The organism is Kosakonia sp. R1.Fl, from assembly GCF_023516815.1.
In the GTDB taxonomy this organism is placed as follows: Bacteria; Pseudomonadota; Gammaproteobacteria; order Enterobacterales; family Enterobacteriaceae; genus Kosakonia.
The window spans coordinates 2,043,420-2,058,133 of sequence record NZ_JAMGSQ010000001.1 but is presented as its reverse complement, the minus strand read 5'-3'; the positions used below and the strand labels follow the sequence as shown (position 1 = coordinate 2,058,133).

Sequence of the window (14,714 nt, the reverse complement as noted above, 5' to 3'; positions counted from 1 at the left end):
ATGGAAAAGGTATGAAGAACTGGAAAACGCTGCTTCTGGGTATCGCTATGGTTGCGAATACCAGTTTCGCCGCGCCTCAGGTTGTTGATAAAGTCGCCGCCGTGGTCAATAACGGCGTGGTGCTGGAAAGTGACGTTGATGGTTTGATGCAATCCGTGAAGGCCAATGCAGGCCAGGCGGGGCAGCAGTTACCGGACGACGCAACACTGCGCCATCAGATCCTTGAACGTCTGATCATGGATCAAATCATTTTGCAGATGGGCACGAAAATGGGCGTCAAAGTCACTGACGAACAGCTCGACGCCGCCATCGCCGACATTGCCAAACAAAACAATATGACGATGGATCAGATGCGTAGCCGTTTGGCCTATGACGGAGTGAATTTCAGCACCTACCGTAACCAGATCCGCAAAGAGATGATTATCTCCGAAGTACGTAACAGCGAAGTGCGCCGTCGCGTTACGGTGCTGCCACAGGAAGTCGAAGCCCTGGCGCAGCAGGTGGGCAACCAGAATGATGCCAGCACCGAGCTGAATCTGAGCCACATTCTGGTTCCACTGCCGGAAAACCCAACTTCCGATCAAGTTAACGAAGCCGAAAGCCAGGCGCGTTCAATTGTGGAACAAGCTCGCAATGGCGGCGATTTTGGCAAACTGGCCATCACTTACTCTGCCGATCAGCAAGCGCTGAAAGGCGGCCAGATGGGCTGGGGCCGAATCCAGGAGCTGCCGAGTATCTTTGCTCAGGCACTGAGCACGGCGAAAAAAGGCGATGTGATTGGCCCAATCCGCTCGGGTGTTGGCTTCCATATCCTGAAAGTGAATGATCTGCGCGGCCAGACGCAGAGCATCTCTGTGACAGAAGTTCATGCCCGCCATATCCTGCTGAAACCGTCGCCGATCATGAGCGACGATCAAGCACGTGTGAAACTGGAACAGATCGCAGCCGATATTAAGAGTGGCAAAACTACTTTTGCTAACGCGGCGAAAGAGTTCTCTCAGGATCCGGGTTCTGCAAACCAGGGCGGCGATCTCGGCTGGGCATCAGCAGATATTTATGATCCGGCCTTCCGCGATGCGCTGATGAAGCTGAAACGCGGCCAGATGAGCGGCCCGGTTCACTCCTCCTTTGGCTGGCACCTGATCGAAATGCTGGACAGCCGTAACGTCGACAAAACCGACGCGGCGCAAAAAGACAGAGCCTATCGCATGCTGATGAACCGTAAGTTCTCTGAAGAAGCGGCAACCTGGATGCAGGAACAGCGCGCCAGCGCCTATGTCAAAATTCTGAGCAACTAATGAAAACACAGCGTGTCGTTATCACTCCCGGCGAACCCGCCGGGATTGGCCCGGATCTGGTAGTGCAACTCGCCCAGCGCGACTGGCCGGTTGAACTGGTTATCTGTGCAGACGCAACGCTGATGACCGACCGGGCCTCGCTGCTCGGTCTACCGCTTCAGCTGCGCGGTTACGATCCAACTGCCGCCGCAGTACCGCAACAAGCAGGCACATTAACGCTGTTGCCTGTTCCTCTGCACACGCCCGTCACCGCAGGCGTACTTAATACGCTTAACGGTTCTTACGTTGTAGAAACGCTTGCCCGCGCCTGCGACGGCTGCCTGAGTGGCGAATTTGCCGCGCTGATTACCGGCCCGGTGCATAAAGGGGTGATTAACGATTCAGGGACGCCGTTTACCGGACACACGGAGTTTTTCGAGGAACGCTCTCACGCCGCCAAAGTGGTGATGATGCTGGCAACCGAAGAGCTACGCGTGGCGCTGGCGACCACACACTTGCCCATCAAAGCCGTGGCCGACGCTATTACGCCTGATTTGCTGCGGGAAGTGATTGGCATTCTGCACACGGATCTGCAACAGAAGTTCGGTATCCCCCAACCGCATATTCTGGTCTGCGGTCTGAATCCGCATGCTGGTGAAGGCGGTCACATGGGGACGGAAGAGATTGATACCATCATTCCGGTGCTCAATGAAATGCGCGCGCAGGGTATGAATTTAAGCGGTCCGCTGCCTGCCGACACGCTTTTCCAGCCCAAATACCTTGATAATGCCGACGCCGTACTGGCGATGTACCACGATCAAGGTCTGCCCGTGCTAAAATACCAGGGCTTTGGCCGCGGCGTGAACATCACCCTCGGTTTACCCTTTATTCGTACATCCGTCGACCACGGTACCGCGCTTGAACTCGCGGGCAAAGGCACAGCGGATGTCGGCAGTTTTATTACGGCGCTTAATCTCGCCATCAAAATGATTGTTAATACTCAATGAATACTCGCGTCCATCAGGGCCACTTAGCCCGCAAACGCTTCGGGCAAAACTTTCTCCACGACCAGTTCGTGATCGACAGCATTGTCTCGGCCATCAACCCGCAAAAGGGTCAGGCTATGGTCGAAATCGGCCCAGGCCTTGGCGCGCTCACCGAACCGGTGGGCGAACGTCTGGATAAATTAACGGTCATCGAGCTTGACCGCGATCTGGCTGCCCGCCTGCAAACCCATCCGTTCCTTGCACCAAAACTGACTATTTATCAGCAAGATGCAATGACCATGGATTTTGGCGAACTCTCAAAAACGATTGGTCAGCCGCTGCGTGTTTTCGGCAACCTGCCGTATAACATCTCCACGCCGTTGATGTTCCATCTGTTTAGCTATACTGATGCCATTGCCGATATGCACTTTATGCTGCAGAAAGAGGTGGTGAATCGCCTGGTTGCAGGGCCAAACAGTAAGGCGTATGGTCGATTAAGCGTGATGGCGCAGTACTACTGCCAGATTATTCCGGTGCTGGAAGTGCCGCCCACCGCGTTTGCGCCGCCGCCAAAGGTGGATTCTGCTGTGGTTCGTCTGGTGCCGCACGCTCAATTACCGCATCCGGTAAAAGAGATCCGCACGCTGAGCCGCATTACCACTGAAGCGTTTAACCAGCGTCGTAAAACCATTCGCAACAGCCTCGGCAACGTTTTTACCGTTGAAGTGCTGGCGTCGTTAGGTATCGATCCGGCGATGCGCGCGGAAAATATTTCTGTTGCGCAATATTGCCAGTTAGCGAACTACCTGACTGAGAATGCGCCGCCGAAGGAGAGTTAACGTATGATCAATTCGCCCCGAGTTTGTGTTCAGGTACAAAGCATCTACATCGAGTCTCAGTCCGCTCCAGACGATGAACGCTATGTTTTCGCTTACACCATTACCATCCGGAACCTGGGGCGAACCCCTGTCCAGTTGCTCAAGCGTTACTGGCTTATCACCAATGGAAATGGCCGCGCAACGGAAGTTCAGGGCGAAGGTGTGGTTGGCGTACAGCCGCACATTGAGCCAGGCGGCGAATATCAATATACCAGCGGCGCGGTGATTGAAACGCCGCTGGGCACCATGCAAGGCCACTACGAAATGATCGATGCGCAGGGCGAAACCTTCCGTATCGCTATCCCGGTCTTCCGACTCGCCGTCCCAACATTGATCCATTAATACAATGTCTACATACCTTATTGGTGACGTTCATGGTTGCTACGATGAACTCGTCGCGCTGTTAAAACAGGTTGAATTTTCACCTGGGCAGGACACTTTATGGCTGACGGGCGATCTGGTCGCGCGCGGCCCTGGCTCGCTTGAGGTATTGCGCTTCGTCAAATCACTCGGTGACAGCGTTCGTCTGGTACTGGGTAACCACGATTTGCACCTGCTCGCCGTTTACGCTGGCATCAGCCGCAACAAGCCCAAAGACCGGCTTAATCCGCTACTGGAAGCGCACGACGCTGATGAGCTGATTAACTGGCTGCGCCGCCAGCCGCTGCTGCAAATCGATGAAGAGAAAAAACTGGTGATGGCGCACGCCGGGATCACCCCGCAGTGGGATATGGAAACCACTCGCCACTGTGCGCGCGATATTGAAGCGGTGCTGGCGAGCGACTCTTATCCGCTCTTTCTCGACGCTATGTACGGCGATCTGCCGAACCACTGGACGCCTGAGCTCAGCGGTCTTGCCCGCCTGCGCTTTATTACCAATGCGTTTACGCGCATGCGCTACTGCTTCCCGAACGGGCAACTCGATATGTACTGCAAAGATATTCCCGAGCATGCACCCGCGCCGCTAAAACCGTGGTTTTCGATTCCGGGACCGGTGGCGCAAGAATACAGCATTGCCTTTGGTCACTGGGCATCACTGGAAGGCGCAGGGACGCCTGAAGGCATCTACGCGCTGGATACAGGCTGTTGCTGGGGTGGCGTGCTGACCTGCCTGCGCTGGGAAGATAAACAGTACTTCACCCAGGCGTCAAATCGCCAGATGGATTTGGGCGATGGCGAGGCGATTGCCTCCTGAAAATAATTTCCCCGGCCTGGGCCGGGGAAAGAGAAGAAACATACGTTGCCGTGCAACCACGGCCGTAGCGCAGTGAATTAACGGCGCTCGAGGATCTCGAAACAGTAACTGTGGGAGTTCTGCGCGTCCGCGTCATGGAACTCACTGAACACGGAATCCCAGTCGTCCGGATCGTAATCCGGGAAATGGGTATCCCCTTCCACTTCCGCATCAATGTGTGTCAGGTACAAACGCTGCGCTTTCGGCAGAAACTGCTCGTAAACACGACCACCGCCAATCACCATGATCTCTTCAGCACCATCGCATTGTGCAATCGCTTCATCAACGGATTTCACCCACTGCACGCGATCGTCAGTGCCCGGCTGGCTACTGATCACGATATTCTTACGACCCGGCAGCGGACGACCGATGGATTCCCACGTCAGGCGACCCATCACTACCGGTTTGTTTAACGTATTGCGTTTAAACCAGGCGAGATCGGCAGGTAAGTTCCACGGCATCGCATTCTCCATGCCGATGACGCGATCCACTGCCAACGCCGCAATCAGACTGATCATTTATTCATTCCTGGAAGCCAAAAAATTGTCGCCACTATACGGAAAGCGCAATCTTTCGTCGACGGGGCGCGAGGTAAAGAATAAGAAAATTTTCTATTCTGCTGGCGGCACCGCACCCCGAATCTGCACCGCCAGCTTGCCAGCCGTGTTGAATCAGCAAGTTATCCGTAAGCGGTAATTTACGCTTGCGGTTTAACCGCTGGTTCGTCTGCGGGATCGCCAGTATGACGCCCCTCCTCCGTACCCTGCCAGCCGTGGCGCTGGGTTAATGACAGATGCGCTCTGTCTTCCGAAATGATTTCCGTCAGCATCGCACTGGTGCGTTTAAACACCGCCGCACGCGCCTGCGTATCGTTTTCCACCTGCGCCATCTCTTCCACCATCGAGGTGTTAAAACGACGGAAATGATCGGCGCGTTCACGCGCTTCATATGAACCCAGTCCCAAACCTTCCAGCGCCAGCCTTCCCGTTTTCAGCGCCGCTTCGAAGGTTTCACGCTCCGGTTTCTCGACACCGGCCTGGCGCAAACGAATGTAGTGATCGACATCGCGGGCACGGGCAATAATGCGCAGATCCGGGAAGTGCTCTTTCGCCAGCTCCGTTAATTGTAGGCTGGCCTGTGGATCGTCGATGGCATTAATTAATACTTCTGCCCGCCCGGCGCCGGCAGATTCCAGCAAATCAACGCGTGTCGCATCGCCATAAAACACCTTCATGCCAAATTTACGCAGCGTTTCAATATGATCGGGATCGTGATCCAGAACCACCATCTTCACGCCGCTGGAGAGCAACAAACGCCCGGCGATCTGCCCGAAACGTCCGAACCCGGCAATAATGACCCGCGCGTCTTCCTCGTCGATTTGATCCGCTTCGCGCTCCTGCTGACTACCGGATGCTTCAAGACGGGCCAACAGCACCAGTAACAGCGGCGTTGCGGCCATCGACAGCGCGACCGTCAGGGTTAGCGCTTTCGCCCATTCGCTATCCAGCACCTGTGCGGTTTGCGCGGTGCCAAATACCACAAAAGCGAACTCGCTCCCTTGCCCCAGCAGGGCGGCAAACCACAACCGCTGCTTGCCGGGAACGCGTAACGGACGAGCAATCAGCCACAGCACCGCGCTTTTGATCACCAAAAAACCGACCAGCAGCAGTAAGATGCGCAGCGGATGCGTCACCAGCGTGCCGAAGTCGATCGACATTCCCACGCCGATAAAAAACAGCCCGAGCAGCAAGCCTTTAAAGGGCTCAATATCGCTTTCCAGCGCATGCCGATACTCGGAGCTGGCAAGCAACACACCGGCAAGAAACGCGCCCATCGCCATCGACAACCCCGCCTCTTCCAGCAATAAGCCGAAACCAAAAACCAGGAACAGCGCCACGGCGCAGAACACTTCCCGCAAACCGGATCGCGCAACAAAACGCAGCGCCGGGCGAGCAACATAGCGCCCGATCAGCACCACCAGTGTCAGCGCGGCAACAACTTTCAGCGCCGAAAGCGCGAAGGCGCTGAGCGTCATCGCTCCGCCGCTGGCAGCCAGCAAGGGGATCATCGCCACCAGCGGGATAGCGGCAATATCCTGGAACAACAGCACAGAAAATGCGCTGCGCCCCATTTGCGATACCGTCAGGTTGCGTTCATTCATCGCCTGCATGGCAATTGCCGTGGATGACAACGCCAGCGTTAGACCGATTAACACCGCGACAGGCCACGGGAGCCCGAGCAGCGCGCAAAAACCGCCGAGCAACAACCCGCAACTGGCCATTTGCAGCGCACCGCCGCCAAATACCGACGCACGCAGTTTCCATAAACGCTGCGGATCCAACTCAAGGCCAATCACAAACAGCATCAGTACGACGCCGATTTCCGCAAAATGGAGGATAGATTCCGCGTCCGTTACCAGCCGCAATCCCCACGGACCAATAATGCCTCCGGCAATCAGATAGCCAAGCACCGACCCGAGCCCCAGGCGCATGGCGATCGGCACGATCAGCGCCGCCGATCCGAGATAAATCAGTGCCTGAATTAACGAATGGCTATCCATGCGGCACCTCCTGCCACTCCAGTAAACGTTGTTTGTAATGACGAGCCTGCGCCTGCAGCGTTTCATCGTCGCAGATAAACGTACAGTGCACGGCAAAAGGCGGCAGCCAGTTCATCCCGCAATAAAGCGCTGTCGCCTGCAGCGGCTGAGAAAGTACATCAAAACCGGGATGCGAGCCGATATCAAAATGGTTGTCGCCACCACCCGTCGTCACCGCCCACAGCACGCTTTTACCACGTAGCGCGGTTCCACCGTGGCCATACGCCCAGCCGTGCGCCAGCACTTTATCCAGCCAGAGTTTGAGTAATGGCGGCACGCTGTACCACTGCATCGGATGTTGCCAGATAACCAAATCGGCACGGGAAATCGCCTCCTGCTCGGCGGCGACGTCAATATTGAAGTCAGGATAGAGTTCGTACAGAGAACGTATTTCAACGTTTTCCAGCGTCCCTGCCTGCTCAATCATGCGCTTATTCGCATGCGAATGCTGCGGATAAGGATGGGCATAAATTATGAGGATCATTGATTAACCTGATTTCACTACACGCTTTTTCTTGAAAGTGTAGTCAGTTAATCGTCTGGCTAAAAGCGGCAATCTGTGCGGGAATGAGGGAAAGGCATGCGGCAGCCGGAGCCACCGCCAATGAGGAAGGGATTAATTATCCAGCTCGCTCATGTTTTTCACCTGATCGCGGTTAATCTGCTCGGTTTTTCCGGTTTCTGCATTTTTATAAGAAACCAGCCCGGTGTCTTTATCCACCTGCGGTTTGCCGTCGGTCACAATGGTGCGGCCATCAGTGGTGCGTACCGCCTGGTTGGAGGAACACCCTGCAACGGTAAACAGTGCTGCTGCAGTAAAAATCGAAGTCATCAGAAGTTTAGTTCGCATGGTTATCTCCCTGCTTTCCAGTGAATTTCATTCGTCTGTTTAGCCATTTTAGGCTAACTCACTGAACGTTGGGAAAAATGCAGAACACTCTGAAGGGGGAGTAGAGAACCCTCTCTCCACAAGGGAGAGAGGGGAGCGGATTATTTGCTAATCTGCGCGTGCATTTCCTGCACGGAAATCACTTTTTCTGTGGCATCGGCATTCAGCGCCATCGCGGTAGCAAAGCCGCCGTTCAGCGTGGTGTCGTAATGCACTTTATACTGCAGCGCGCTGCGGCGAATCAGCTTGGAATCCTCAATCGCCTGACGCCCCGCCGTGGTGTTGATGATGTAGGTATATTCGCCATTCTTGATACGATCCTGAATGTGTGGACGACCTTCATGCACCTTATTCACCAGACGTGGGTTAATGCCCGCTTCACCCAGCACAATCGCCGTGCCGTGGGTCGCATCCAGTTCAAAGCCCTGTTTCAGCAGCTTCGCGGCGAGATCCACCACGCGCTCTTTATCCCCTTCGCGTACTGACAGCAGCGCGCGACCCTGTTTTTTCATGGTCGAGTTACTGCCCAGTTGCGCTTTGGCGAAGGCTTCGGCAAAGGTACGTCCCACACCCATCACCTCACCGGTAGAGCGCATTTCCGGCCCTAACAGTGGGTCAACGCCCGGGAATTTGTTAAACGGCAACACCACTTCTTTTACCGAGTAGTACGGCGGGATAATCTCTTTAGTGTGACCTTGCTGAGCCAGCGTTTTGCCAGTCATTACGCGCGCCGCCACTTTTGCCAGCGGCAAGCCGGTGGCTTTGGAGACGAACGGCACGGTACGCGCGGCACGCGGGTTAACCTCAATCAGATAAACTTCGTTATCTTTCACCGCAAATTGCACGTTCATCAGACCGCGAACCTGCAATTCAAACGCCAGTTTCTGCACTTGCTGGCGCATCACATCCTGGATTTCCTGGCTCAGGGTGTAAGCAGGCAGTGAACATGCGGAGTCGCCGGAGTGCACGCCCGCCTGTTCGATATGCTCCATGATGCCGCCAATCAGCACGCTTTCGCCGTCGCAAATCGCATCGACATCCACTTCCACCGCGTCGTCGAGGAACTTGTCCAGCAGCACCGGCGCGTCGTTGGAAACGCTGACCGCGGTCATAAAGTAGCGGCGCAGGTCGATTTCGTCGTAGACGATTTCCATGGCGCGACCGCCGAGGACGTAAGAAGGACGCACCACCAGCGGGTAAGTAATCTCTTTCGCTTTTTCAACCGCCTGCTCCAGCGCGGTAACCGTGGCGTTAGCTGGCTGTTTCAGTTTCAGGCGTTCAACGGCGTGCTGGAAGCGCTCGCGGTCTTCAGCACGGTCGATAGCGTCCGGGCTGGTGCCAATCACTGGCACACCGGCGGCTTCCAGCGCGCGCGCCAGTTTCAGCGGCGTCTGGCCGCCGTACTGCACGATAACGCCTTTCGGTTTTTCGATACGCACAATTTCCAGCACGTCTTCGAAAGTAACCGGTTCGAAGTAGAGACGGTCAGAGGTGTCGTAATCGGTCGACACGGTTTCCGGGTTGCAGTTGACCATGATGGTCTCGTAACCATCTTCGCGCAGCGCCAGCGACGCGTGTACGCAGCAGTAGTCGAACTCAATGCCCTGGCCGATACGGTTTGGCCCGCCGCCGAGCACCATGATTTTTTCGCGATCATGGTTCGGATTGGCTTCGCACTCTTCTTCGTACGTGGAGTACATGTAAGCGGTATCGGTCGCAAATTCCGCCGCACAGGTATCCACACGTTTATAGACCGGGTGCAGATTGTACTGATCGCGCAGCTTACGGATTTCCGCTTCGCGCACGCCAACCAGTTTTGCCAGACGCGCATCGGCAAAACCTTTACGCTTCAGAGTACGCAGGAAGTCAGCGTCGAGACCGTTGATCCCCACGCTTGCCACCTGCTCTTCCAGGCGCACCAGCTCTTCGATTTGCACCAGGAACCAGCGGTCGATGTTGGTCAGGTTGAATACGCCATCCACAGACAAGCCCGCACGGAACGCATCGGCGATGTACCAGATACGCTCAGCGCCCGCGTCTTTCAGCTCGCGGCGGATTTTCGTCAGGGCTTCCGGGTCCTCAAGGCTCACTTTCGGGTCGAAACCGGTCGCGCCCACTTCCAGGCCGCGCAGCGCTTTCTGCATTGATTCTTGTTGGGTACGACCAATAGCCATCACTTCACCAACAGATTTCATCTGCGTGGTCAGACGGTCATTCGCGCCCACAAATTTCTCGAAGTTGAAGCGCGGAATTTTGGTCACAACATAGTCGATAGACGGTTCGAACGAGGCCGGGGTACGCCCGCCGGTGATATCGTTCATCAGCTCATCCAGCGTGTAGCCCACCGCCAGTTTCGCCGCGACTTTCGCAATCGGGAAACCGGTCGCTTTCGACGCCAGCGCCGAAGAACGCGATACACGCGGGTTCATTTCGATAACAATCAGACGACCATTTTTCGGGTTTACCGCGAACTGTACGTTAGAGCCGCCGGTTTCAACGCCGATTTCACGCAGTACCGCCATTGAGGCGTTACGCATGATTTGGTACTCTTTGTCGGTCAGCGTTTGCGCGGGAGCCACGGTGATAGAGTCACCGGTGTGGATGCCCATGGCGTCGAAGTTTTCAATCGAGCAGACAATGATGCAGTTGTCATTCTTATCGCGCACCACTTCCATCTCGTACTCTTTCCAGCCAATCAGCGACTCATCAATCAGCAGCTCATTAGTCGGTGAGAGATCCAGCCCGCGGGCGCAAATCTCTTCGAACTCTTCGCGGTTATACGCGATACCGCCACCGGTGCCGCCCATGGTAAAGGAAGGGCGAATAATGCACGGATAGCCGACATCCGCCGCCACCGCCAGCGCTTCATCCATGGTATGCGCGATACCGGAACGCGCCGTGTCGAGGCCGATTTTTTTCATCGCAATGTCGAAGCGACGGCGGTCTTCCGCTTTATCAATCGCATCGGCAGTCGCGCCAATCATGGTGACGCCGAACTCTTCCAGCACGCCCTGACGTTCCAGTTCCAGCGCGCAGTTCAGCGCGGTCTGGCCGCCCATGGTCGGCAGAACGGCATCCGGGCGCTCTTTTTCGATAATTTTGCGTACCACTTCCCAGTGGATCGGCTCGATATAGGTCGCATCGGCCATCTCCGGGTCGGTCATAATGGTCGCCGGGTTGGAGTTCACCAGAATGACGCGGTAACCCTCTTCACGCAGCGCTTTACACGCTTGTGCGCCAGAGTAGTCAAATTCACATGCCTGGCCGATAACAATCGGACCAGCGCCAAGGATCAGGATGCTTTTTAGGTCTGTACGTTTTGGCATTGCTCTTTTCTCCTGATTATTTGGCGGTATTACGATACTGCTCGATTAACTCAATAAAGTGGTCAAACAGCGGCGCGGCGTCGTGCGGGCCAGGACTTGCTTCCGGGTGTCCCTGGAAACTAAACGCCGGTTTATCGGTGCGATGAATGCCTTGCAGCGTGCCATCGAACAGGGATTTGTGCGTTACGCGCAGATTTGCAGGCATTGACGCTTCATCAACCGCGAAACCGTGGTTCTGCGCAGTGATCATCACGGTATTGTTATCGATATCTTTTACCGGATGGTTACCGCCGTGGTGGCCAAACTTCATTTTCACCGTTTTCGCACCGCTCGCCAGCGCCAGCAGTTGATGGCCCAGGCAGATACCGAACACTGGAATATCCGTTTCAAGGAAGGTTTTAATCGCCTCGATGGCATAATCGCACGGTGCCGGGTCGCCAGGGCCGTTGGACAGGAAAATGCCGTCCGGATTGAGTTTCAGAACATCCGCCGCCGGGGTTTTCGCCGGAACAACCGTCAGTCGGCAACCTCTGTCCACCAGCATGCGCAGAATGTTGCGTTTTGCGCCGTAATCGTATGCCACAACGTGGTACGGCAACTCACTCTCGCTCTTCGCCGGCGGCAGGTCACCCGCCAGTGTCCAGCTGCCTTGCGTCCAACTGTAGGTTTCCGCCGTTGTGACTTCTTTCGCCAGGTCCATACCGTTCAGACCCGGGAAGGCTTTCGCTTTTTCCAGCGCCAGCGCGGCATCAACATTATCACCAGCGATGATGCAGCCGTTCTGCGCGCCCTTTTCACGCAGCAGACGAGTCAACTTACGGGTATCAATATCAGCAATCGCCACAATATTATGGCGCTTCAGATAAGAAGAGAGGTCCTCGGTACTGCGGAAGTTGCTGGCGATCAGCGGCAGGTCGCGAATGACCAGGCCTTGCGCATGTACCTGAGAGGACTCTTCGTCAGCGGAGTTGGTGCCGACATTGCCGATATGAGGATAAGTAAGAGTAACGATTTGGCGGGAATAGGAAGGATCAGTGAGGATTTCTTGATAACCGGTCATTGAAGTATTGAAAACGACTTCCCCAACCGCCGTGCCCGTTGCCCCTATGGCCCGACCGTGAAACTGGGTTCCGTCTTCCAGAACCAATAGCGCTGACTTAATCAAAACACCCTCCAGAGAATATTCACTCACTTTATTTGCATATTAATTCATATTGAGAGCCTGAATCAATGCAAATTTGCTTGCCGTGGATTTTTGGCAAACGGCGGCATTCTGGAGAGATGTCGGTTAAAAGTCAACTTTTCTCCGGTATTTTTCTTATTGTTTTACGCCACTGCCCCTTTTTACTGGATTTAATCGATAAAAAGATCAGACAAACTCACCAGGAAAACGCTTGCGCGCTGAGAAAATTGCATTTTCTTACGGCAGATAGCAAAAAAGTAGACCAGATGGTCAAAATTTACAATTGAGAAACATAAAACAGAGAGATAAACAGAGATTATGGCAGGTTTGGATAAAATGAAGGATGAAAAAGGAAAAATAAAAGGGCAATAAAATATTGCCCTTTGCAATCAATCGATTATGACTGCAACAACCACATCACGATGGGTAATAAATCTTATAAATTGTTAAGATCAAGCACGTCTCGCATGTCAAAAAGTCCATTACTCTTTCCTTTCAGCCACAAAGCAGAACGAACCGCGCCATTGGCAAACGTCATGCGACTGGAGGCTTTATGTGTGATTTCAACACGTTCGCCAATATCGGCGAACATCGCTGTATGTTCGCCGACGATGTCGCCTGCTCGCACCGTGGCAAAACCAATCGTGCCGGGAACACGCTCGCCGGTGTGCCCTTCACGCGCATAAACGGCACACGTTTTTAAATCTTTATTCAGTGCACCGGCAATCGCCTCGCCCATCGCCAGCGCCGTTCCCGACGGCGCATCGACTTTGTAGCGATGGTGCGCTTCGATAATTTCGATATCGGTATAATCACCCATGACTTTCGCCGCTTTCTCCAGCAGCTTCAGCATGACATTGACGCCAACGCTAAAGTTGGCAGCAAAAACAATGGCGATATATTGTGCCGCTTCGGTAATGGCCTGCTTGTCTGCATCATCAAAACCGGTAGTGCCAATTACCATCCCTTTACGGTGCTGGCGACAGAAAGCCAGGTGCGTCAGCGTGCCTTCCGGGCGGGTGAAATCGATAAAGACATCGAAATCCTCTTTCACCGCCTCAAGGCTGCTCTGCACGGTCACACCGGTTTTCGCCGCGCCCGCCAGTTCACCTGCGTCGCTTCCCAGCAGAGAAGAACCTTCGCGCTCCAGCGCCGCGCCAAGTTCGACGCCATCCATTGCCAGTGCCGCCTGAATCAGCTGGCGGCCCATACGCCCGCCAGCGCCCGCGATGGCTACGCGGATTGGTGCATCATGCATAGTTGTGCTCTTTTGTTAAAAAAATGCGTAAGAATCGTTTCCAGATTAACCAGCCCGTGTCGGAGCCACCAGCCGAAAACGCCGATAATAAGAAATTAATGATATACAGCCGGAAATATCAGTAAAAGGCATGACGTTAAGGTGCCAGCGCCAGCACCTCGGCTACCCAATGACGAAAACCCTCTACGTCGATGTCCAGCGCCACCTGTGCATTGGGTTGTCGCCCCAGTTTGCCTTCAATATCCACCACCGTCGTTCCTGCGGTGTATTGCCCCTGCGTCTCCACAGCGACAAAACAGGGTTTCAGCGTAAACAGTTCCGGACGAGCCAGCCAGGCGATAGCGCAGAGATCGTGCATCCGCAGCCCGGTCGCCATACTGCCGCTGCGATAGTGACTAAAGAGCGCATGTAACATTTTGCCGGTGTTGTTGAGCGCCGGCAGTGCCGCCAGATATTCCGGTGTCAACGTTGCGCGGTTGGTCACATCCAGCCCGCACATCACGATCTCCAGCCCGCTATTGAACACGCGCGCAGCGGCCTCGGGATCGATGGCGATATTAAATTCGGCATTGGGCGTAAAATTGCCGCGCCCGGCAGAGCCCCCCATCATCACCAGACGGCGAATGTTGAACTGACACTCCGGGTAGTGCGTCAACAGTAGCGCAATATTAGTTAACGGGCCGATAGTGACCAGCGTTACCGGTTCCGGCGAAGCCAGCAGTACGTCGCGGATTGCCTGAAAAGCAGGGACAGCCAATGGCTGGCGCTGATGCTCAATAAAATCGTAGCCATCCATGCCGGATTCGCCGTGTACGTCGGCGGCGCTGTACAACGGCCGCAGCAGAGGTGTTGCCGCGCCCTGCGCCAGCGGGATATCCGCATGCCAGAAATTCAGTAGTTGCAGCGCGTTACGGGTGGTTTTTTCCAGCGAAACATTACCGGCTACGGTGGTGATAAGTTTGAGATCGCACTGCGGCGCGAACAGCGCGGCGGCAAGGGCAACGGCATCATCGATACCGGGATCGGTGTCGAGAATCATGGGAAAACGCATCACGCCTCCAGAATTATCCATAAAAAATGCCAG

General features: G+C 54.9%; 13 protein-coding genes. 5 read left to right on the top strand and 8 right to left on the bottom strand.

From position 1 onward, the window contains the following. The first annotated feature begins 11 nt into the window (after nt 1-11). Genes surA through apaH form a run of 5 tightly spaced genes read left to right on the top strand, consistent with a single transcriptional unit; the run spans nt 12 to nt 4,336 of the window. Nucleotides 12-1,298, top strand: a complete 1,287-nt coding sequence (gene surA, locus M8Q36_RS09595; RefSeq protein WP_065369319.1) for a peptidylprolyl isomerase SurA — start codon at nt 12-14, stop codon at nt 1,296-1,298. Next, nucleotides 1,298-2,284, top strand: coding sequence for a 4-hydroxythreonine-4-phosphate dehydrogenase PdxA (gene pdxA / locus M8Q36_RS09590; protein WP_249880732.1), 987 nt, complete (start codon nt 1,298-1,300; stop codon nt 2,282-2,284). The genes surA and pdxA overlap by 1 nt, the downstream gene beginning before the upstream one ends. Continuing rightward, nucleotides 2,281-3,102: a 16S rRNA (adenine(1518)-N(6)/adenine(1519)-N(6))-dimethyltransferase RsmA gene (rsmA, locus tag M8Q36_RS09585; RefSeq protein ID WP_017457893.1), complete on the top strand. Its 822-nt coding sequence runs from the start codon at nt 2,281-2,283 to the stop codon at nt 3,100-3,102. The genes pdxA and rsmA overlap by 4 nt, the downstream gene beginning before the upstream one ends. 3 nt (nt 3,103-3,105) lie before the next feature. Next, nucleotides 3,106-3,483 carry a Co2+/Mg2+ efflux facilitator ApaG/CorD gene (apaG, locus tag M8Q36_RS09580; RefSeq protein WP_017457892.1) on the top strand — a complete coding sequence of 126 codons (378 nt, stop codon included), beginning with the start codon at nt 3,106-3,108 and terminating at the stop codon, nt 3,481-3,483. Nucleotides 3,484-3,487: 4 nt separating this feature from the next. Continuing rightward, nucleotides 3,488-4,336 (top strand): bis(5'-nucleosyl)-tetraphosphatase (symmetrical) ApaH, encoded by an 849-nt coding sequence (apaH, locus tag M8Q36_RS09575; RefSeq protein WP_020456511.1) that lies wholly within the window; start codon nt 3,488-3,490, stop codon nt 4,334-4,336. 77 nt (nt 4,337-4,413) lie between these two features. Here the strand turns inward: apaH and folA are convergent, their stop codons facing one another. The 8 genes from folA to rihC form a co-directional block, all read right to left on the bottom strand. Beyond that, the gene (gene folA, locus M8Q36_RS09570; protein WP_020456510.1) at nt 4,414-4,893 is read right to left on the bottom strand and encodes a type 3 dihydrofolate reductase; all 480 of its coding nucleotides are present in this window, start codon (nt 4,891-4,893) and stop codon (nt 4,414-4,416) included. Between the two features lie 179 nt (nt 4,894-5,072). Beyond that, entirely contained in the window at nt 5,073-6,935 is a 1,863-nt protein-coding gene (gene kefC / locus M8Q36_RS09565) for a glutathione-regulated potassium-efflux system protein KefC (RefSeq protein ID WP_249880731.1), read from the bottom strand. After that, a complete protein-coding gene (kefF, locus tag M8Q36_RS09560) occupies nt 6,928-7,458 on the bottom strand; it encodes a glutathione-regulated potassium-efflux system oxidoreductase KefF (protein WP_249880730.1) in 531 nt (176 codons plus the stop codon). The genes kefC and kefF overlap by 8 nt, the downstream gene beginning before the upstream one ends. A gap of 132 nt (nt 7,459-7,590) precedes the next feature. After that, on the bottom strand, nt 7,591-7,824 hold the full coding sequence (locus M8Q36_RS09555; protein ID WP_020456507.1) for a YgdI/YgdR family lipoprotein: 234 nt from the start codon (nt 7,822-7,824) through the stop codon (nt 7,591-7,593). A 140-nt stretch (nt 7,825-7,964) separates the two neighbouring features. Continuing rightward, nucleotides 7,965-11,189, bottom strand: a complete 3,225-nt coding sequence (carB, locus tag M8Q36_RS09550) for a carbamoyl-phosphate synthase large subunit (RefSeq protein ID WP_020456506.1) — start codon at nt 11,187-11,189, stop codon at nt 7,965-7,967. Between the two features lie 16 nt (nt 11,190-11,205). Then, nucleotides 11,206-12,354: a glutamine-hydrolyzing carbamoyl-phosphate synthase small subunit gene (gene carA, locus M8Q36_RS09545; RefSeq protein ID WP_044489559.1), complete on the bottom strand. Its 1,149-nt coding sequence runs from the start codon at nt 12,352-12,354 to the stop codon at nt 11,206-11,208. Between the two features lie 454 nt (nt 12,355-12,808). Beyond that, nucleotides 12,809-13,630 carry a 4-hydroxy-tetrahydrodipicolinate reductase gene (dapB, locus tag M8Q36_RS09540; protein WP_249880729.1) on the bottom strand — a complete coding sequence of 274 codons (822 nt, stop codon included), beginning with the start codon at nt 13,628-13,630 and terminating at the stop codon, nt 12,809-12,811. A gap of 136 nt (nt 13,631-13,766) precedes the next feature. Beyond that, nucleotides 13,767-14,681: a ribonucleoside hydrolase RihC gene (rihC, locus tag M8Q36_RS09535; protein WP_249882746.1), complete on the bottom strand. Its 915-nt coding sequence runs from the start codon at nt 14,679-14,681 to the stop codon at nt 13,767-13,769. Between the last annotated feature and the right edge of the window lie 33 nt (nt 14,682-14,714).